This is a genomic window from Ruegeria sp. YTSA135, assembly GCF_059610165.1.
Genome location: NZ_JBXWNC010000001.1, coordinates 396,218 through 416,902 on the forward strand (window position 1 = coordinate 396,218; position 20,685 = coordinate 416,902).

The 20,685-nt window shown below is 57.7% G+C and carries 16 protein-coding genes; 7 read left to right on the plus strand and 9 right to left on the minus strand.

The genetic code is table 11. The annotated features are described in order from the left end of the window. The first annotated feature begins 166 nt into the window (after nucleotides 1–166). Nucleotides 167–1,399: an efflux RND transporter periplasmic adaptor subunit gene (locus AC2FIT_RS01960; RefSeq protein WP_496826120.1), complete on the plus strand. Its 1,233-nt coding sequence runs from the start codon at nucleotides 167–169 to the stop codon at nucleotides 1,397–1,399. Next, the gene (locus AC2FIT_RS01965) at nucleotides 1,396–5,193 is read left to right on the plus strand and encodes an efflux RND transporter permease subunit (RefSeq protein ID WP_496826122.1); all 3,798 of its coding nucleotides are present in this window, start codon (nucleotides 1,396–1,398) and stop codon (nucleotides 5,191–5,193) included. Before AC2FIT_RS01960 ends, AC2FIT_RS01965 begins: the two co-directional genes overlap by 4 nt. Nucleotides 5,194–5,278: 85 nt before the next feature. On the opposite strand, the gene AC2FIT_RS01970 is transcribed toward AC2FIT_RS01965, so the two are convergent. Then, nucleotides 5,279–7,084 (minus strand): ABCB family ABC transporter ATP-binding protein/permease, encoded by a 1,806-nt coding sequence (locus AC2FIT_RS01970; protein ID WP_496826499.1) that lies wholly within the window; start codon nucleotides 7,082–7,084, stop codon nucleotides 5,279–5,281. A gap of 77 nt (nucleotides 7,085–7,161) precedes the next feature. Beyond that, nucleotides 7,162–8,439 (minus strand): LysM peptidoglycan-binding domain-containing protein, encoded by a 1,278-nt coding sequence (locus tag AC2FIT_RS01975; protein WP_496826124.1) that lies wholly within the window; start codon nucleotides 8,437–8,439, stop codon nucleotides 7,162–7,164. Between the two features lie 126 nt (nucleotides 8,440–8,565). On the opposite strand from AC2FIT_RS01975, the gene AC2FIT_RS01980 reads away from it, so the two are divergent. Next, nucleotides 8,566–9,117 carry an LOG family protein gene (locus AC2FIT_RS01980; RefSeq protein WP_068332092.1) on the plus strand — a complete coding sequence of 184 codons (552 nt, stop codon included), beginning with the start codon at nucleotides 8,566–8,568 and terminating at the stop codon, nucleotides 9,115–9,117. 36 nt (nucleotides 9,118–9,153) lie between these two features. On the opposite strand, the gene AC2FIT_RS01985 is transcribed toward AC2FIT_RS01980, so the two are convergent. Then, complete coding sequence (locus tag AC2FIT_RS01985) at nucleotides 9,154–9,603, minus strand: host attachment family protein (RefSeq protein ID WP_496826126.1); 450 nt, start codon at nucleotides 9,601–9,603, stop codon at nucleotides 9,154–9,156. A gap of 374 nt (nucleotides 9,604–9,977) precedes the next feature. After that, the gene (locus AC2FIT_RS01990) at nucleotides 9,978–10,577 is read right to left on the minus strand and encodes a superoxide dismutase (protein WP_224889338.1); all 600 of its coding nucleotides are present in this window, start codon (nucleotides 10,575–10,577) and stop codon (nucleotides 9,978–9,980) included. A gap of 100 nt (nucleotides 10,578–10,677) precedes the next feature. Here AC2FIT_RS01990 and AC2FIT_RS01995 point away from each other — a divergent pair, with 100 nt between their 5' ends. Further along, a complete protein-coding gene (locus AC2FIT_RS01995; RefSeq protein WP_496826129.1) occupies nucleotides 10,678–11,439 on the plus strand; it encodes an FkbM family methyltransferase in 762 nt (253 codons plus the stop codon). A gap of 867 nt (nucleotides 11,440–12,306) precedes the next feature. On the opposite strand, the gene AC2FIT_RS02000 is transcribed toward AC2FIT_RS01995, so the two are convergent. The 4 genes from AC2FIT_RS02000 to AC2FIT_RS02015 form a co-directional block, all read right to left on the minus strand. After that, nucleotides 12,307–12,873, minus strand: a complete 567-nt coding sequence (locus AC2FIT_RS02000) for a sarcosine oxidase subunit gamma (RefSeq protein ID WP_496826131.1) — start codon at nucleotides 12,871–12,873, stop codon at nucleotides 12,307–12,309. Beyond that, entirely contained in the window at nucleotides 12,866–15,880 is a 3,015-nt protein-coding gene (locus AC2FIT_RS02005; RefSeq protein ID WP_496826133.1) for a sarcosine oxidase subunit alpha family protein, read from the minus strand. Before AC2FIT_RS02005 ends, AC2FIT_RS02000 begins: the two co-directional genes overlap by 8 nt. A gap of 43 nt (nucleotides 15,881–15,923) precedes the next feature. Then, complete coding sequence (locus tag AC2FIT_RS02010; protein WP_068332111.1) at nucleotides 15,924–16,253, minus strand: sarcosine oxidase subunit delta; 330 nt, start codon at nucleotides 16,251–16,253, stop codon at nucleotides 15,924–15,926. A gap of 61 nt (nucleotides 16,254–16,314) precedes the next feature. Continuing rightward, complete coding sequence (locus AC2FIT_RS02015; protein WP_068332668.1) at nucleotides 16,315–17,559, minus strand: sarcosine oxidase subunit beta family protein; 1,245 nt, start codon at nucleotides 17,557–17,559, stop codon at nucleotides 16,315–16,317. Nucleotides 17,560–17,754: 195 nt separating this feature from the next. On the opposite strand from AC2FIT_RS02015, the gene ccmI reads away from it, so the two are divergent. Genes ccmI through AC2FIT_RS02030 form a run of 3 tightly spaced genes read left to right on the plus strand, consistent with a single transcriptional unit; the run spans nucleotide 17,755 to nucleotide 19,686 of the window. Further along, nucleotides 17,755–18,975, plus strand: coding sequence for a c-type cytochrome biogenesis protein CcmI (gene ccmI / locus AC2FIT_RS02020; protein ID WP_496826136.1), 1,221 nt, complete (start codon nucleotides 17,755–17,757; stop codon nucleotides 18,973–18,975). Then, nucleotides 18,972–19,436, plus strand: coding sequence for a Holliday junction resolvase RuvX (gene ruvX, locus AC2FIT_RS02025; protein WP_496826138.1), 465 nt, complete (start codon nucleotides 18,972–18,974; stop codon nucleotides 19,434–19,436). Before ccmI ends, ruvX begins: the two co-directional genes overlap by 4 nt. Nucleotides 19,437–19,452: 16 nt before the next feature. Then, nucleotides 19,453–19,686, plus strand: a complete 234-nt coding sequence (locus AC2FIT_RS02030) for a DUF1289 domain-containing protein (protein ID WP_496826140.1) — start codon at nucleotides 19,453–19,455, stop codon at nucleotides 19,684–19,686. A gap of 238 nt (nucleotides 19,687–19,924) precedes the next feature. On the opposite strand, the gene AC2FIT_RS02035 is transcribed toward AC2FIT_RS02030, so the two are convergent. Then, a complete protein-coding gene (locus AC2FIT_RS02035; protein WP_496826142.1) occupies nucleotides 19,925–20,653 on the minus strand; it encodes a SpoIIAA family protein in 729 nt (242 codons plus the stop codon). Between the last annotated feature and the right edge of the window lie 32 nt (nucleotides 20,654–20,685).

Below are 20,685 nucleotides of genomic sequence, written 5' to 3' on the forward strand. Positions count from 1 at the left end.
CCAAGCCAAGGCCCGGAATTCGCGCATTTTCGCGTCGTCATGCCGCCCTTGCGAAAAAAAGCAAACCAAACTATTCAGTTCAGCGTAGAAAAGGTGCATGCCTGACCCCAATTATTAACATGCGCGCCACAGTAAAAATGGCATATAGTTCCAAACGAGGCCCCGTATGCGTCTGATTTCATTCATAAATGCGATTTTGGTAGTTGCAGTATTATTTTTGCTGATCTTCGAACGCGACGCATTGTTTGCCTTTGCAGGTCGCGGTGAGGCTGCGCCAGACGCAGCAAACGCCAGCGAATCTGCTGCTGATCCCACTTCGGAGCAGCAAGCCATTGGCGTGGTCGCCCTGCGCTCGGTTGCACGAGAAATTGATAGTGCCCTGACGTTGCGCGGCCAGACGAAGGCCAATCGCCAAGTCGAAGTGCTGGCTGAAACGAGCTCAACCGTGATTTCAGAACCCAAGCGAAAAGGCGCGTTTGTCGAGGCAGGCGATCTGCTGTGCGAACTGGACCCAAGCACCCGCCCTGCCGGCCTGGCCGAAGCCAGGGCTGCCAGGCTAGAAGCTGAAAGCCGCATCCCCGAGGCCGAGGCGCGTCTGGAAGAAGCGCACGCCCTTGTGGCCGAGGCACAGATAAATTTGACCGCCGCCCAGCGCCTTTCGGAAACCGGATTTGGTTCGGAAACCCGGCGAATTTCCAGCGAGGCTGTCATGAGGTCAGCTGAGGCCGGTGTAAAAACTGCTGAGGCCGGACTGGAGGCAACACGCGCCGGGATCGAGGCCGCCACGGCCGAGGTCGAGGCCGCGCAACGTGAGATCGACCGCCTGACCATCGAAGCGCCTTTCCGGGGGGTTCTGGAAAGCGATACCGCTGAACTGGGCAGCCTGATGCAGCCCGGATCGCTTTGTGCAACCGTTATTCAACTGGACCCGATCAAGCTGGTTGGGTTCGTGCCCGAAGTTGATGTGAACAAAATCATTGTCGGTTCCGAGGCAACGGCGCAACTGGTCACTGGCCTTCAGGTCACAGGCCGCGTGACGTTCCTGAGCCGGTCCGCCGATGAAACGACACGTACGTTCGAGGTCGAGATCACCGTGCCCAACCCTGAGCTGACGATCCGCGACGGTCAAACTGCCGATATCCGCATCTCGGCCGAAGGGACTAAGGCCCATCTGCTGCCTCAATCTGCGCTGACCCTGAACAACGAAGGGCAGGTCGGTGTTCGCACCGTGGGCGCAGGAAACATCGTCGAATTTATGCCGATCAAGCTGCTGCGGGACACGGCCGATGGGGTCTGGGTGGACGGTCTGCCGGAGACATCTGATATAATAGTTGTCGGGCAAGAATTCGTGACACAGGGTGTTATGGTCAATCCCACTTTTAGGGAACACACGCAATGACAGGTCTTGTCGCTTGGGCCGCCAACAGGGCCCGTATGGTTCTTGCCTTCATCGCGATCTCGCTAATCGTCGGTGGGTTTGCCTATGTCGGCCTACCCAAAGAGGGCGAACCGGACATCGAAATCCCGGCCCTGTTCGTGTCGGTCCAGTTTCCCGGTATTTCTGCCGAAGATTCTGAAAACCTTCTGATCAAGCCGATGGAAACCGAACTGGCGGATCTGGACGGTTTGAAAGAGATGACCGCCACCGCCGCCGAAGGTTATGCCGGGATCGCGCTTGAGTTTGATTTCGGCTGGGACAAAACCGCGATCATGGCAGACGTGCGCGATGCAATGAATACCGCGCAGGCAGATTTCCCCGAAGGCGCCGAGCAATACTCACTGACCGAGATCAACCTGTCTGAGTTTCCCATCGTCATCGTAAACCTGACCGGTACCGTACCTGAACGCACAATGACGCGCATCGCCAACGACTTGCAGGATGATCTTGAATCGTTGGATTCCGTGCTCGAAGCAGGTATTGCCGGTGATCGTGACGAGTTGCTGGAGGTCATCATCGACCCCCTTCGGCTGGAGTCCTACAACGTGTCAGCCGATGAGTTGATCAACGTTGTGCGGAACAACAATCAGTTGATTGCCGCGGGTGAGGTCGATACCGCGCAGGGGACATTCTCGGTCAAGATCCCCTCTTCGTTCAAAACCACCGAGGATGTGTACAGCCTGCCCGTAAAGGTCAACGGCGATCGCGTTGTAACGATGGGTGAGCTTGCGCAGATCAACTACACATTTGAAGACCGGGAAGGTACGGCGCGTTTTGACAACGAGTCCACTGTGGCTTTGCAGGTGGTCAAGCGCAAAGGTTTCAACCTGATCGACACGGTTGCCGACGTGAAAACAACCTTGGCCGCTGCGCAGGAAAAGTGGCCCGCAGAACTGCGTGCCGCTGTGGACGTTGGAACATCAAACGACCAAAGCCGCATCGTCGATTCAATGGTGCGCCAGCTTGAAGCCTCGGTCCTGACGGCTATTGCGCTGGTGATGATCGTGGTTCTGGCGTCGTTGGGAACGCGCGCTGCGCTGTTGGTGGGTTTTGCGATCCCGACCTCATTCCTTCTGAGTTTCGCGTTTCTGGCCGTTATGGGCGTCAGCATTTCGAACATGGTGATGTTTGGGCTGATCCTGGCTGTGGGTATGCTGGTTGACGGGGCCATTGTTGTGGTCGAATACGCAGATAAACGTATCAAGCAAGGCATTGGCCCGATGCACGCCTATGTCGAAGCCGCCCAACGGATGTTCTGGCCCATCGTGTCGTCGACTGCCACCACGCTCTGCGCCTTCTTGCCCATGCTGTTCTGGCCGGGCGTTCCGGGCGAGTTCATGAAGATGCTGCCGATCACGCTGATCTTCGTTCTGTCGTCATCGCTGATCGTTGCATTGATTTACTTGCCCGTCGTGGGCGGTGTTTCCGGTCGTCTGAGCCGGGTTTTTGACCGTACCTCCAAATGGCTGCGTGCCGTTGCTCCTTGGTGGGTGCGCGCGGTTATGGTGCCCCCGGCGCTCTACATGATTTTCCTTGGGGCGATGCAGATGTTAAACCCCGGCTATCTGCTGCCCGAAAACGCGCCCGGCGGTGTGATCTTTGGTGCCCTTCTGTTTATCGCGGGCGGGTTTGCCGGATCAGTCACCCTCAGCGCGGCCCGGATCGAACGCAAGCGCGAAGAACGCGTACACAGCGCACGCGAGCGAACGCCGTTTGGCCGAGTGATCAAGTTCCTGGTGGGCAACCCGATCATGCCAATCGTCTCGATTGTGGTCGTCATCTTCGGCGTGATGGGCGTGATGTCATATTACATGGCCAACAACCGGGGTGTTGAATTCTTCGTTGAAACCGAGCCAGAGCAAGCGACAGCCTACGTTCGCGCGCGGGGCAACCTGTCGCTACAGGAAAAAGACGCGCTGGTCGTGGCTGCCGAAGCGGTGATCAGCGCCCATCCGGCTGTCACAAACGTGTTTGCCTTTGCCGGTGAAGGTGGTTTGAGCCAGAACGATGGGGGCCTTTCCGCACCTGCTGACACGGTAGGACGTGTTCAGTTCGAGATTACACCGTGGGAAGACAGACCCAATGTGTCTGAGCCTGTGTTCTTTGGCCTGTTCGAACGTCAGATCATCGACCCGGAGTATGACGGTGATTACGTTCTGGATGAGTTAAACGCCGAGCTTGCAAAGCTGCCGGGTTTCATCGTCGAGATTCAGCCGCTGGAACAAGGTCCCGCCTCGGCCAAGCCCGTGCATCTGCGCATAAAGGGTGACGGGTGGGAAGAGCTGACCGCTGCTGCCCAATCCGCCCGCGCGATGTTTGAGGAAACGCCGGGCCTTATCAAGATCGAAGACACCTTACCCCTGCCCGGCATCGACTGGCAGATTGACGTGGACGTCGCCAAGGCGGGTCGCTTTGGCTCTGATGTCGCCACTGTGGGCGCGATGGTGCAGCTTGTCACGCGTGGCATCCTGCTGGGTGAGATGCGCCCCGATAACACCGATGAAGAGGTTGAAATCCGCGTGCGCCTGCCCGAGCAGGACCGGGTGTTGTCGACCCTCGACTCGCTCAAGGTTCGCACGCCTGACGGCTTGGTGCCGCTGTCCAACTTCATTACCCGCCAGCCGGTGGCCAAACTGGCCGAAATCAACCGGATCGATCAGCAACGGTATTATGATGTGAAAGCGGATGTGGAACCCGCGCTATCCAAGGTAGTCGTTGACGGTCCAGGTGGACAAAAGCAACAATTGGCCGTCATCCGCGCGGTTGAAGACGACGCAGAGCCCAACGGCGCAGCCATCATCGGCACCAATGGCGCGACGTATGAGCTGTTTCAACTGACTGAAGCAGAGACCGTAGAAGATGTGCGTGATGCGATCGAAACAGGCGCTGCACGTCTTGAGCTGATCAACCCGAACGAGCGGATCGCGGCCCTGACTGAGTGGCTGAACACCGGTCCCTTCTCGAACGCGATCAGTTGGGAATGGACAGGTGATCAGGAAGATCAGGCCGAGTCCGGTGCCTTTTTGGTAAACGCCTTTATGGGCGCGTTGGGTCTGATGTTCGTGATCTTGCTGGCGCAGTTCAACTCGTTCTACAACTCGGTTCTGGTGCTGTTGGCGGTCGTGTTGTCGACCACTGGGGTGCTGATCGGCATGATTGCGATGCAGCAGCCATTTTCGATCATCATGACGGGCACGGGCATCGTCGCGCTGGCAGGGATCGTGGTGAACAACAACATTGTTCTGATCGACACCTACCAAGAATACAGCCGCTATATGCCCCGGATTGAGGCGATCATCCGCACGGCAGAGGCGCGTATTCGCCCCGTCCTGCTGACTACATTGACCACGATGGCTGGTCTGACGCCTATGATGTTTGGCCTTTCGCTCGATTTCATCGGTGGTGGGTATTCGATCAACAGCCCCACCGCCCTATGGTGGAAACAACTTGCCACTGCGGTTGTGTTTGGCCTTGGCATCGCGACGGTTCTGACACTGATCGTGACGCCCTCGTTGCTGGCGCTGCGGGTGTGGGTGTCCACCTATATTGTGTGGCTGGGTAAACTTCTGGCGCGTGCGACGGCCGGCCGGTCCAGCCAGATTGCGCAGGACATGGCGATTGGCAAGGCGGCGCGTCAGGCGCAAACGACCGAGGTGATATGGGAAGATGACGCTCCGCCAGAGTACGACCCGCACTCAAAACCCGAGTGGGACCCGGCCCAACCGCCCACATCACCACTGAAAGCGGCAGAGTAAAGCAAACGGCGAACCTTCGGGTTCGCCATTTTCCTTTGTGTCACGCGCCGGATTACCTTAGCCCGGCCAGAACGGGTCAGTTCGATTAAACGGTTTCGGCGTCAGATTGCTGGCGGCGCCACAATTGTGAATAGCGACCTTCGCGTTGCAGCAGTTCATCATGGGTGCCTTGCTCAATGATCTCACCCTGTTCCAGCACGACAATTACGTCCGCCTCTGCAATGGTGCTGAGACGATGCGCGATTGTCAGCACCGTGCGCCCTTCCCCAGCCCGCGCCAAAGCGTCCTTGATGTCTTGCTCGGTATCCGTATCCAACGCCGAAGTTGCCTCATCCAGCAACAGGATCGGCGGGTTCTTCAACAGGGTACGGGCAATGCCGACCCGCTGCTTTTCACCGCCCGACAGCTTCAACCCGCGTTCCCCAACTTTGGTGTCGTAGCCCTCGGGCAATGAAATAATGAAGTCATGAATTTGGGCGGCTTTTGCGGCGGCCTCAACTTCGTCCTGTGTGGCCCCGTCGCGGCCATAGGCAATGTTATAGCGGATCGAGTCGTTGAACAGCACCGTATCCTGCGGCACCACGCCGATAGCGGCGTGCAGGCTGTCCATAGTCACGTCGCGCACATCTTGCCCGTCAATCTTCAACGCCCCGCCGGTCACGTCATAGAATCGAAACAGCAACCGTCCAATGGTGGATTTGCCCGAGCCTGTCGCTCCCACTATGGCAACGGTCTGCCCCGCAGGCACGGTTAGCGAGATGCCTTTCAAAATTTCCCGACCAGAATCATAACCAAAATGAACGTTGTCCAACGTCACTTCACCGCCTTTGACAACAAGATCCGATGCTCCGTCCTTGTTAGTGACCTCTGCAGGTTGCTCAAGCAGGTCGAACATCTGCCCCATATCCACCAACGACTGCCGGATTTCCCGGTACACCGTGCCCAAAAAGTTCAGCGGCACAGTGATTTGGATCATGTACGCATTTACCATGACGAAATCGCCAACCGTCAGGGTTCCCTTTTGCACCCCCAGAGCCGCAAGCACCATCACACCTATCAATCCACAGGTGATCAGAAACGACTGACCGAAATTCAGGAAAGCCAGCGAGTATGCCGTTTTCAACGCTGCCCCTGCATAGGCTTTCATCGACGTATCATACCGTTGAGCTTCGCGCTGTTCTGCATTGAAATACTTGACAGTTTCAAAGTTTAAAAGGCTGTCGATCGCGCGCTGGTTGGCCTCGGTATCCTGATCGTTCATTTCGCGTCGCAGTTTTACCCGCCACTCGGTCACTGCGAAGGTGAACCAGATATACAGCGCGATGGTGACAGCCACGACAACCAGATACCACACGTCGAACATCCACATCAGGATGATCGCAACCAGCAGCAACTCAAGGATCAGCGGTCCGATAGAGAACAGCAGGAACCGCAAGAGGAACTCGACGCCCTTGACGCCACGCTCGATAATCCGGCTGAGTCCTCCGGTCCGGCGCGTCACGTGGTAGCGCATTGATAGCTGGTGAATGTGCTGAAACGTTTCCAATGCCAGCGCACGTAAGGCCCGCTGACCCACCCTGGCAAACGCAGCATCGCGCAACTGCTGAAAGCCAACAGTCATCATTCGCGCAACCCCATAAGCCACCGTCAGGCCCACGGCACCCAAAGCCAGCGGTGGAACACCTTCGCCTGCCAGCCCGTCAACCGCACCCTTGTACAGGATCGGTGTGTAAACGGCGATGAGCTTAGCCAGAATCAGCATCGCCATGGCAATGCCGACCCGACGTTTTACCCAAGGCTCATCCTCGGGCCAAAGATATGGCGCGACCTTACGAATCGTGCGCCATCCGGACTGGCGCTCGTCAACTTCTTGAAGGTCATTTGAATACATCGGGGCTATCGTCTCATCACGGTTCTGATCTGCGATCAGAGATAGCCCAGGCCCATCCAAGGGCCAAGGGCGCAGGATTAATCAGGTATTGTAAAAATCTGGCCGGGATAAATCAGGTCCGGATCACGGATCGAGTCCCTGTTGGCTTCGAACAGCCGCACATAGAGGATACCGTCGCCGAACCGTTCACGCGAAATGGCCCACAATGTGTCGCCCCTTTGCACAGTGACCGACCGGATTGGCGCGTCATTCGGATCAATCGCGGGCTCGTCCGTCGCCTCAGCGGCGCGCAGGATTTCCGGCGATTCCCGCTTGAACGGGGTTTCCAGTCGGCTGACCACGGTGCCATCTGCGCCAACCTCATCTACCCGCAGGGTATAGACGCCGGGTTCTACGCCTTCCAGTTCACTGCGCCATTTGCCATCATTCGCCGGGGATTGATCATCCACAAGCCGGTTGTTGAGGTAAAGACGCACCACCGAGCCATCCGGCACCCGCCCGGTCAGTTCCACCTCTCCCGCATCGGAATAGCCGATCGTGTCCAGCGCCACCTGATCCGGCGCTTGCGGCAGGCTGGTCGGTCCCTGTACCAATTCGACACCGTCCTCACCCGAGCGCAGGATGGCAACCTGTTGGTCCGTCGCCTCTGGCGTCGGCGCCTCAGCAACTTGTGGTGCCTCATCCTCGACCAACTGACTATCGGTGTCGGCTGTGCTGGAAGTCGCGGATTGATCCGTTTCAGCAACTTCGGCGACCTCCGCCGTATCAGCCTCGACTGCTTCAGCGGTTGAAACCGGTTCCTCTACGGGCTCTGGCCGCGGTAAGGCTGCGATTACGTAATCATCCGATCGTACAGGTTCCTCACCCCGCGTTTCCAGCGTCAGGCCACGCGCACTATCGGAAAACGGGATTGAAACGAACTCGGCAAACTGCCCGCTGGCGTCGACCGTGAAGCTGTGCACCGTCTCACCATCCAGCAGCACGTTTACCTCGGCACCTGGATCGGCAGAGCCGGAAAGAACCGCAGAGCCATCCGGTTCGACAAAAATCTGATCTAGCAAAAGCGTCACTTGCGGCGCGACGTCGTCCTGCGTGTTGTCATCCGGCGGGGTTTCGGTTGCCTGCTCTTCCTCGACGGGTGTTGTGGGTTCTTCTACCGCCGGATCGGTCGCTACCGGCTCGGTGCTGTCCTCTTGGGATCGGGCCGCAACTTCGGTCTCTGGCGCTGGCGCGTCCGGGCCGCCACCGATCATGCCGGTCAGATACAATCCACCGGCCCCGACAACAACTGCGATACCGGCGATCAAGCCCCAGACAAAAGTTCCTGAGCTTCCGCTTCCCGACTCGGCGTTCATTTTTTTCCTTTCACTCCGCAGCGCAAATGCTTTGACTGTAATACATTCTGCCTGACGGTTGAGCCAATCTATCAATCCCGCTATCAGGGGTCAAAACCTCAGGCGCAACCCCGGAGAGCGATCACAATGTTTCAGAAGTCTGTTTGTGTGTATTGCGGGTCACGAAATGGCACCAATTCCACCTATGCCAACGCCGCAAGAACATTTGGGACGATGCTGGCGCAAGAAGGTTGGCGATTGGTTTACGGAGCGGGGGACGTTGGCCTGATGGGCGAGGTTGCCCGCGCTGCGCAGGCCGCCGGGGGCGATACATTTGGCGTTATCCCTGTTCACCTGTTGCAACGCGAGGTTGGCAAGACCGACCTGACCCGTTTTGTGGTCACGGAAACCATGCATGAACGTAAAAAAGTCATGATCATGAACGCGGACGCCGTTGTCGTCCTTCCAGGAGGGCCGGGGTCACTGGACGAACTTTTCGAGGCACTGACTTGGCGGCAGCTTGGCCTTCACGACAAACCGATTCTGGTAATGAATGTGGATGGATACTGGGACGCGTTGCACGAGCTTGTACAACGTGTCATCGGTCAAGGCTTCGCGGATGGATCGCTGGCCGAGTTCATCACATGGGTCGATGATCCGACATCGGCGATGACTACGCTGCGGGGCTACCTGACCTAAACGGATTGTGATCGACCACCAGCCGCACGACCGCGATCAAACCGCAAGACCTGGGCGGTTTCTCAACAGGTTTTCAACTTTGTGCAAGGGCTGATTGGTGAGGGATTTGTCGACCTCGGCCACGACTTTGGCCAGCACGTCGCTGTGCAGACGTCGGCGCAGCAGGCCCAGCACGTGCGGACTTGCGACCAGAACCAGCTTGTTGAAAGCACCCTTCAGGCCATTTCGGTTCAGCAGGTTGGCGACGTCTTGCACAAAGAGGGATTTGGCGTGGATTTTCCAGTTCGGCTCTTCCATCTCGGTATCCTGATGCGGCCCAGTATCCAAGCGCTGCCCAGCCCGGTCTGCGCGCCCAGCGAGCGCATCCCGTTCCTCGACCGAGACAACAACCAGATTGGGGTCTTCGGCATCGGTGATGTTCTCAACAAACAGCGCCTTCTCTCCATCAGAAATGACAATCCAAGTTCCCTGTTCAAGTGCGACCATCGCGCCCTCCGTTTATGAATTGTATGGCCATCGCTTTTGCATCAAATCAGGCTCGACTTTTCCACGCACGCCGATGCGTTGCGTGTTGCCCGAATGAATTTTTGTGCAGCGGAACTCTCCCCCCGCTTAACCTTAGGTAAGCATTGCCGGGCCGCGTACAATCCCGTCTCAGAATGAAACTGCTCTAATCGGCAGGTTTATTCCTGTCAGTCAAAGGGCATGTTGTCTGCTCAACATAAAAAAACCAATTGCGCTGCTTGCCTTAAGTGTCAGCGCCCTCTCGTTTGTTTCAAACTATGGAAACGAACTTCGCACAAAAAAGCCCGCCGGCGTTTCCGCCAGCGGGCCCCGAACAAACCCCGATGGGGACGGATTTACATCCGCGAGGCGACGTTTTCCCAGTTCACCAGATTGTCGAGGAAGTTCGACAGGTAAGCCGGACGCTTGTTGCGGAAATCAATGTAGTAAGAGTGCTCCCACACGTCGCACCCCAGCAGCGCGGTCTGGTTGAAACACAGCGGGTTCACGCCATTCTCGGTCTTGGTGACAGCCAGCGAGCCGTCCGCGTTCTTGACCAGCCACGCCCAGCCCGAACCGAATTGACCGGCACCGGCGGCGCTGAACTGCGACTTGAACTCATCAACCGAGCCAAAGCTTTCAACCAGGGCTTTTTCCAGCTCACCCGGCATGGCGTTGTCGCCGGGGCCCATCATTTCCCAGAACTGGTTGTGGTTCCAAAGTTGGCTGATGTTGTTGAAGATACCATTTTGCGCGACGGCCGACTTGTCGTAGGTGCCAACGATGATCTCTTCCAGCGACTTGCCGTCCCATTCGGTCCCGGCGATCAGCTTGTTGCCGTTGTCCACATAGGCCTTGTGGTGCAGGTCATGGTGATATTCCAGCGTTTCCGCGGACATGCCCTTGGCTGCCAGCGCGTCATGTGCATAAGGAAGATCAGGAAGTTCAAAAGCCATCTCGGCCCCCTGTAAAATAAAAGTTGCGGTTCGCAAGGGTTAAATGCTTTGGCAACCGCCTTAGGTCAAGGGGCGAGACAAGAAAACCCGGAGGTCCGCGATGCTGACACAGGCGCGCAAGATGTTCTACCGCGCCCGCGGATACTATGCGGGCAACCTGAACGGAGAACCGTTTCGTCTTGATCCCTATCATTCGAAATTCTGGCGCAAGGCCTCGGCCGGTGCATGGGAGCCAGAGACATTTGCCGTGCTGGATCAGTACCTGAAACCCGATAGCGACTATCTGGATATCGGCGCCTGGATCGGGCCTACGGTCCTCTACGGTGCCCGGCGCGCACGCCATGTCTGGTGCTTTGAGCCCGACCCTACGGCGTTCCGCCATCTGGCGTGGAACCTGGACTTGAACGACATCCACAATGTCTCGGCCTTTGGAGTTGCCTTATCAGATCGCTTTGGGGTGGCGCGTATGGCCTCGGTTCGCGGTGAGCCGGGAGACTCAACCAGTTCACTGCTACATGACGGGGCGCACGGGTCCGATGCACTGACCATTGCCTGGGACCAGTTTGAGGCAGCAAACGATCTGTCAAAGGTTTCGCTGGTCAAGATGGACATTGAAGGGGCCGAGTTTACGGTGCTACCAACCCTGGTACCCTGGCTGAAAACTCACCGTCCTGCGCTTTATCTTTCGACACATGCGGGTCTGCTTGATCCGGAAACACGACAGGATCGCATGGGGGGAATCGCAGACGTTCTTTCCTTCTACTCTATTTGCCAATCAAGCGCCAAATCCTGTCGAGGCTTTGAGTGTCTAACCGAAGGCTCAGCCCTTTCCGGGTTTGAGACATTTTTGCTGACAGGCTGAGCGCAGCAATAAGCCTGTCAGCAGTGTGACGACCTAGTATAGGCTTTCAGAAGGGATCGGTTTACAGGCGCCCTGACCATGTGGACGCATCACAACGTTGGCCTGCGGGAAACTGGCCCTCATCATTATGGCGTTGCTTTGCGGATTTAGTGTTGCTGTATAAGCAACCCTGTAGTCGCCTGTCGCCTGCGCACGCAACGTAAGGCGCCACGACAAGCGGTATTCCCCTTTTCGCGTTTTCTTGAAATCCACGTCTGCCGGAGTTGCCGAAGCAATATTTGCCAGTTCATTGGACGCACGAATTGCCCCATCATAGGCCCTTGCGCGCTTGTTTTCTACATCAATGCTCTAAAGAACCTTGCGCGGAATCCATCCGCGATCCTGCGTACTTCTGAGATCGCATTCGTAGCTTTTAACTTCCGCTTGAACGGCGACCGCGGACAAACCAAAAGCCAACACAACAGAAATAAGTTTCACTATATCTACCTCTTTCTTGCGTCTTTCCGCCTTCACTCTGCGGTCCTCACTCGCCCCATTGCGGGTGCAAAACTTGAAGGAACAGATGGATTTGAAGGGTTGTTGAGGCTACTCATCACACTGCCCAGCGAAACCCTGAGCTTGGTCCAGAAACTGGTCACACCACAAAAAAGTTAGTTTCCCATTTTAAGATCAAATTCTTAGGATTGACGCTATTTCGCATCAAGCGCGAGTTGAAAGGAACACCTTCTGCTAATAGATGCAAGAAAATTTTCTCAGGACCGCAGGCGCAGATGCGGGCTGATCTGGGTCGACTGAATTTGACTGCCCCTGACTAAAAAACCGCCCGGGATTAGCGGGCGGTTCCATTTTGCAATAATAAGGTAAAGGTCAGTAAAACCCAACCTCACTGCCCGGTTGGGCCGCGACCTTCAGCAGCTTGAACACATAATCCGCAGCCGACCGGAAACAGACGACGTGGAAAGTTTCAGCGTCCTCCATCCAGAACGCGCCTGCCACTTGTGCCAAACGCGAACGGCGAATTTGACCGGGCTGGAATATGTCGGGCGACAGATCGACCGGTGCCAGTTTACCCAGCACTTCGCGCGCATTGGGTCCGGAAACACGGAATACCGCCCGTGCGTCCGAGACGTTCACCGCCAATGCGTGGATTCCACTCAGCGCGCCCGCGATATCGGCCACCTTGGCGTTCACTTCGGCGTAGGGAACAAGCACAAGCAACTCGTCCGGTGACATCCAGCAAACGCCTGTGTCGCCTTTGACCAGAGCCTCACGCTGCCCGGGCACTTTTTGGCCAGTGGCATCCTTTACGGCTTTGGCCAATACCTTGTCCGACAAGTCGCCACGTAAGGTTATCATTCCCTGCAGGCCGCATTCCTCGACCCTAGCGATGCCTTCATAGCTGGCGTGGTTCAGTGCGCTGATGGGTTCAGACATTCTGCTTCTCCCCGTCTTTGTCATAGAAGATCGGGTCCACGATCTTGGCTTTGTAGGTTTTGCCGTCAGTGCCCGGGAACTCGACAATCTCGCCCATACGGTCCGGGCCGTGCTTGATCAGGCCCATGGCGATACCGCGGTCCAGATTGGCCGAATAATAGGTCGATGTCACACGCCCGATCATGTTGCGCTGGCCGTTGGCGTTGACGCCCGAACCGACTGCGTAAGCTCCGTCGGGGATGACAGAACCATCCACAGTCTCAAGACCTACCAGTTTCCAGCGGTCGGGATCGGCCATGTGGGCGCGCGAATGGGCGCGTTTTCCCAGATAGTCCTCTTTCTTTTTGGACAGCGCCCAGTGCAACCCCAGGTCCTGCGGGATTACTGTGCCGTCGGTCTCGTCCCCGATCATGATAAAGCCCTTTTCGGCCCGCAGGATGTGCAGACACTCGGTGCCGTAAGGCATCACGCCGAACTCTTTTCCTGCGTCCATCAAAGCGTTCCAGAACGCCTGCCCCTGCGACGCGGGAACGGCAATTTCAAAGGACAGCTCACCCGAGAACGAGATGCGGTACGCGCGGCAGTCAAAGTCACCGATCTTACCATCGCGCCACTCCATGAACGGCAACGCATCCTTGCTGACATCCATACCGCCCAGCTTTTCCAACACCTTGCGGGCATTGGGGCCGACAACAGCCACCTGCGCATATTGTTCTGTCACGTTGGCGACATAGACTTTCCAGTCCCACCACTCGGTTTGCAGCCACTCTTCCATATGAGCATGGATACGTTCGGCTCCGCCAGTGGTTGTGTGACATAGCCACGTATCCTCGTCGATCCGGGCAACGACGCCGTCGTCAATCAGGAAACCGTTTTCGGAACACATCAGGCCATAGCGGCATTTGCCGACCTTCAGCGTGGACATCATGTTGGTGTACATCATGTCGAGGAACTTGCCTGCATCCGGGCCTTTGACAATCAGTTTGCCCAGCGTCGACGCATCCAGCAGGCCAAGGTTCTCGCGCGTATTTTTAACCTCGCGATTCACAGCATCATGAACAGATTCCCCGGGGCGAACGTAAGCATATGTCCGGCGCCAGTGGCCAACAGGTTCCCAATCCGCGCCGTTCTTGTCATGCCAGTCATGCATCGGAGTCCGGCGGATCGGCTGGAACACCTCACCGCGCGCCTCGCCGCCAATCGCGCCCATGGAGATCGGCGTATACGGCGGCCGGAACGTGGTGGTGCCAACCTTGGGAATTTCTGCATCCAGCGCATCAGCAAGGATCGCCAGTCCATTGATATTGCTCAACTTACCCTGATCAGTCGCCATGCCCAGAGTGGTGTAGCGTTTGGTATGTTCAACGCTCTCATACCCTTCGCGCGCAGCCAGTTGGACGTCAGAGACTTTGACATCGTTCTGGAAGTCCAGCCACGATTTCATGCGCAGGCCGATCTCGGCATTGGCGGGCATCAGCCAGACCGGCTCCATTGCGGCTTCAGACGTGCTTTCGCCCTTTGGCGCTTTGGTACTTTTTGGTTTGAACCCGGCGGCCTTGGCCGCAGCTTTGCCTGCCGCGTCAGCGTCGGTCAGAACCTCGGGCAGTGCCAGAGGTCCATTTGAGCTGCCAGCCGCCAGAACAAACCCCTCGCCATTCGCACCCAGCGGAGGGCGCGAATGATCGGGGCGGAAGTGCGCCTGCGCCTCATCCCAGATCAGTTTGCCACCGCAATGCGACCACAGATGCACAACCGGAGACCAGCCACCCGACATGGCAACAGCGTCGCACTCAACCTCTTCGCGTGCGCCGCCGATCCCCTCCTGATTGCAAATCGCAACCTTTTTGACGCGCTTGCCACCTTTGACCTTCGCGATGGCTTTACCGGGGTCGACCCGGATGCCAAGTGCGCGCGCCTCTTCGGCCAAAGGGCCGGCTGTCGGACGCGCATCCACGACACGCAGAACGTCAACTCCGGCCTGTTTCAGGATGATCGCAGTGCGGTAGGCGTCGTCATTGTTGGTTGCGACAATCACCCGCTCACCCGGAGTGACGCCCCAGTTCACAACATAGTCGCGCATGGCCGAGGCCAGCATCACACCCGGCACATCGTTGCCCGCAAAAGACAACGGACGTTCGATTGCGCCGGTCGCGGTGACGACCTGCTTCGTGCGAATGCGCCACAGGCGGTGACGCGGGCCTTGCGTACCGGGCGCGTGATCGCTCAGGCGTTCGTATCCCAGCACATAGCCGTGATCATAGACGCCCGCCCCCATGCAGCGATTGCGCATCGTCACGTTATCCATTGTTTCCAGTTCGGAAACCAATTGTTCCACGAACTTATCCACAGGGATACCATCAACTTCCCCGCCATCCACAGGCGCGCGCCCGCCCCAATGCGCGGTCTGCTCGATCAGCAGAACCTTGGCACCGGATCCGGCCGCGGTCTTCGCCGCCTGAAGGCCCGCGACACCGCCGCCGATCACCAGGACATCGGTGAAGGCGTAGAAATGTTCGTAAGTGTCCGCGTCACGACTGTCCTTGTCGGGCGCCTTCCCCAATCCTGCAGATTGACGAATGAACGGCTCATAGACGTGTTTCCAGAACGGTTTGGGGTGGATGAACGTTTTGTAATAGAATCCGGCAGGCAAGAACCGAGCCAGCGCGGTGTTCACCGCACCGATGTCATATTCGAGGTTCGGCCAGTGGTTCTGCGAATTTGCCGTCAGACCGTTGAACAGTTCGGTCGTTGTGGCGCGCTGGTTCGGCTCGAACCGGTTCCCCTGCCCCAGACCAACCAGCGCGTTCGGCTCTTCTGCGCCGCTGGCGACCACGCCGCGCGGACGGTGGTATTTAAACGACCGGCCCACCATCATCTGATCATTGGCCAGCAAAGCCGAGGCAAGCGTGTCGCCCTCATAGCCCTGCATTGAATTGCCGTTAAAGGTAAAGGTGACCTTTTTCGACCGGTCAATCAGCCGGCCTTGTTTTGCGAGACGGGTGCTCATGTTGCGGACCTTTCGCAGGCGGAATTACGGATGGCGGCGCGGATCATTCAAACTCTCTCCAGGACCAGCCGGGGCGCTTGGCGGTAATCGCGTCCTTGATGTCTTGCGGGGGTTCCGTTGTCTGTGCCGGGTAGGTTCCATAGACTTCCAACGTTTCCGTGTCGCGCGCAGCAATAAACCATTTGCCGATACCATAGGCATGCAGCCAAAGTTCGAAATGCACGCCTTTACGGTTTTCACGAACGAACATGTAGGTTTCAAAGTCCTCGTCCGAAGACCCCGGACCAAAGCGTTTCCGATGCGCTTCGCCACCGCAATGTAGTTCGGTTTCATCCAGCATGGCACCGGTGAACGGGCATTTGAGTGTCAGCATATCGCGGTCCCCTTTTCGAAGCAGGAGCAAGAAATCGAGGTGTAGGTGCAGAGCGACGACATCAGTGCGCCACCCCTGCGGCTACGCTTTCGTCGATAAAGCGACCCTCTTTGAAACGGTCCATCGTGAAGGCTTCTGTCAGAGGTGAATGGCCGGTCGCCATCAATTGCGCCATCCCCCAGCCCGAGCCCGGAATGGCCTTGAACCCGCCTGTCCCCCAACCGCAGTTGATAAAGCAGTTGCCCAGCGGCGTCGTCGAAAGGATGGGCGAGCGGTCGCCGGTCATGTCCACGATCCCGCCCCACTGGCGCAGCATCTTTAGGCGCGAGATCATCGGGAAGGTTTCGACCAGTGCCCGCACGGTTTCCTCAATATGGTGGAAGCTGCCGCGTTGGGTGAAATTGTTGAACCCGTCAGTGCCGCCGCCGATCACCATCTCGCCCTTGTCGGACTGAGACATATAGCCGTGCACGGTATTGGCCATCACGACCACATCCATGCAGGGCTTGATCGGTTCAGACACAAGCGCCTGAAGCGCCACAGACTCCAAAGGCAGGCGGAAGCCCGCCATCTCGGCCAACTGGCCGGAATGTCCCGCAACAACGATGCCCAGCTTTTCGCAGTCAATCGCGCCTTTGGTGGTATCGACGCCGACAACGCGGCCATTTTCTGACCGAACACCGGTGACTTCGCATTTCTGGATGATGTCCATCCCCATGGCCGAGCACGCACGGGCATAACCCCAGGCCACCGCATCGTGACGCGCTGTACCGCCGCGTTCCTGCCACAACGCCCCCAGAACCGGATAGCGGGGACCGTCAATATTGATGATCGGCACCAGTTCCTTGACACGTTCGGGTTCGATCCATTCGGTCTTGACGCCTTGCAGGGCATTCGCGTGCGCCGTACGCTGATAGCCGCGGATTTCATGCTGAGTCTGCGCCAGCATCATCACGCCGCGCGGGCTGAACATGATATTGTAGTTCAATTCCTGGCTCAGGTCCTCGTACAAACCGCGCGCCTTTTCGTACAGCGCTGCTGAGGGATCCTGCAGGTAGTTCGACCGGATGATGGTCGTGTTCCGGCCGGTGTTTCCGCCGCCCAACCAACCTTTTTCGATGATAGCGACGTTCTGGATACCGTAGTTCTTTCCCAGGTAATAAGCGGTCGCCAGACCGTGCCCCCCGGCACCGACGATTATCACGTCGTACCGCTTCTTAGGTTCGGGCGAGCGCCATGCGCGCTCCCATCCGGTGTGATAGCGCAGAGCCTCCCGCGCCACAGCAAAGGCTGAGTAATGTTTCATGAGCGAATCCATCCGGTTCGATAATTGGCGCAGATATGCAGCGTGTGAACAGTTTACCCGTGCCGGACAACGCCACAATATCGAACTATTGCGACATGGTGCCCATTATTGCGCAATCTGAATGGCTCGCGGCCATTTGTCCCTTTTTTCGGCGGGCCTACAGGTCTAAGTCAGGGCAGCCATATCGGAGAAGCCATGTCGTTCCTGGTCGTAACAATTTCAAGCGCCCTGCTGATAGCGGCGGTATTGGGCTTTTCTTTGCTTCGCGCCCGAAAATCGCGCGAGCCTGCTGCGGCCTATGACATGCGCGTCTACCGCGAACAGTTGGCAAGCGTGGACAAGGATCTGGCCAGAGGGGTCATCAGCGAGGCCGACGCAGACCGGGTACGAACAGAAATCTCTCGTCGCATTCTGGCAGCAGATGCCCAGATGCAGACTGCCAGCCAGGAAACGGGGCCGCCACGCTGGGCGAGCCTGGTTGCGTTTTCCACAGTTGCGCTTGTCGTGGTGGGCGGGGCCATCGTGATGTATCAGCAGATTGGCGCCGCCGGACGGCCGGACCTGCCCCTGACCCTGCGCGTTGAACGGGCTGAAACCCTCCGGGCTGAGCGCCCCAGCCAGGCCGAAGCCGAGGCTGCAACCCCGCACGCACAACTGCCGCAGTTGGATGAGAATTATGCAAATCTTCTGAACCAGTTGCGCGAAACCGTTGCTGCACGTCCTGATGATTTGCAGGGCCACATCCTTCTGGCCCAACATGAGGCGAACGCCGGAAACTTCCCTGCGGCCTATAAAGCCCAGCAACGCGTGATCGAACTGTCGGGCGAAGCGGCACCGGCAGATGCCTATTCGTACATGGCAGAAATGATGATCCTATCCGCCGGCGGCTATGTCTCGCCCGAGGCGGAAGAGGTACTGAGGCAGACGCTCAGCCGCGATCCCCGCAATGGCCCGGCGCAATATTACCTTGGGCAAATGATGGTGCAAGTGGGCCGCCCGGACATCGGCTATCGGATCTGGGTTGACGCGCTGCGTAACGCGCCCGCCGGTGCCCCGTGGGCTGACGCGATCCGCGAGCAGCTTGACGAACTGGCCTTCCGCGCAGGCGTCTTCAACGCACCGGATATTCCTGTCGCATCCGGCCCCAGTCAGGATGACATCGACGCCGCCGCCGAACTCAGCTCCGAGGAGCGGCAAGAAATGATCCTCGGCATGGTCAACCAGCTTTCGGATCGACTTGCCACCGAAGGCGGACCGCCGCAAGACTGGGCACGGTTGATCGCAGCCTTGGGTGTTCTGGGCGAAGGGCAGCGAGCCATCGAAATTAGAAACGAAGCCATGGACGTTTTTGCGGGCGATGCAGACGCGCTCAAAATAATTGACGCCGCCGCATTTCAGGCCGGAATCGCGCAATGATTTACAACGAATTCGAAGAGTTCGCAGCGGCGCTGCCGCCAATGACTGCCCTGATCGGGTTGGACTTGGGCGAAAAGACGATTGGCGTTGCCGTCTCAGATCGGATGCGCGGCGTGGCCAGCCCATTGGAAACCGTACGGCGCAAGAAGTTCACCCTCGATGCCGCTCGCCTGCTTGAAATCATTGCAGATCGCGAGATCGGCGGTGTCATTCTGGGCCTGCCAAAAAACATGGACGGGACCGAAGGCCCAAGATGTCAGTCAACCCGCGCATTTGCCCGCAACCTGTCGCGCCTCACCGAAGTTTCCATCGGTTTCTGGGACGAACGGCTAAGCACGGTTGCGGCAGAAAAGGCACTGCTTGAGGCGGATACGACACGAAAACGTCGCGGACAGGTTATCGACCACGTCGCTGCCGGTTATATTCTGCAAGGAGCGCTGGATCGGCTGCGCTTTCTGTAATGGGCGGAGTACGTCAATGACGAACATGGTTTGGAAAAGGAACGAGGTCGAAAGCCCTTGCGTCCAACTGTGCGTCGTACATCCGGCCGAGCGGATCTGCACAGGCTGCTACCGCACCTTGGACGAAATCTCGCGTTGGTCCAAGATGGACAGCGCCGAACGCGCAGAAATCATGGAAGAGCTGCCATCGCGCAAGCCTCGTCTGGCAAAACGCCGTGGCGGTCGCGCGGCGCGCCAGAAGCAGTCATAGCCAGTATCTCGGATAGCAGGTTGTCCCGACCGGCGCCGCTGTAGGTTTGTCTGAACTTCGAGGGGAAAGTTCGTAACACTTGTGCTGAGTGAGTGGCAGCCCACAGCGGCGCTTTCGATATGTATTCCGCCGAGTGGTAGATCGGAAGAATGCAATTGACGTAGACTTTTTCGACCCACCGATCAATCATCGGAAAGCTCACCGATCGGTAAACCTTGCGTGAGTGTCATGCGCGCCCTCATCCTGCGGCTAGCCAAGATTTGGCATTCTCAATGTCTTCGGATGCAAAGAACTGCGTTCTCGCTCCAAGTACATGGCTGGCTGCCCTTTGTGCCATGCGCTGCCACGCCTTGTCGCCGACGATGGCCGCGCGATCCAGCAGGCCGACATGCTTTCGGACCAGTTGAAAATGCGATGCAAGCGCTGTCAGCCCCTGCCAACCGTCAAACTCGCGCAGGTCGACCAACAAACGAAACGCAGCTTTGCCCTGCAAGATGTTGTCCATATCCAGCTCGGCCCGTGCGTATTCCTCTGGGTCGAGTTTTCCCAGCAGGCTGACCTGGATACAAGAGCCGCCCAGATCAATCACGTGGATCGCGCCCAGTGACTCGCGCATCCAGCGGCGCGCCGCTTCCAGTTCGGACAGTTCAAAAACCTGAACGGGGCATGGCAGGATCGGAGCAGCCAGGCGGACACTTGTCTGCACCCAGCTTTGATCGGCAGCGACCGCGATACGGTCGAACCCACGCCAATGACTGAGACCAAGCTTCGTATCTGCCCAGGCTGCACCAAAATCATAGCCCTTGAATTCCGACTGTACCACGGCCAGCAGACGCACCGTGTCATGCTCGGCCAAAGCGGCCTCGATTGCGGGCACCAGAACCGTGGTGTAATCGTTGCTGCTGACCTCGCCGGACAGTTCGACTTCGATCAGCGCGCCGTCAGAGCTTGTGTGAACAGTCATCATCGAGAACACCTCCAAACCTTAAAAATGGCGGA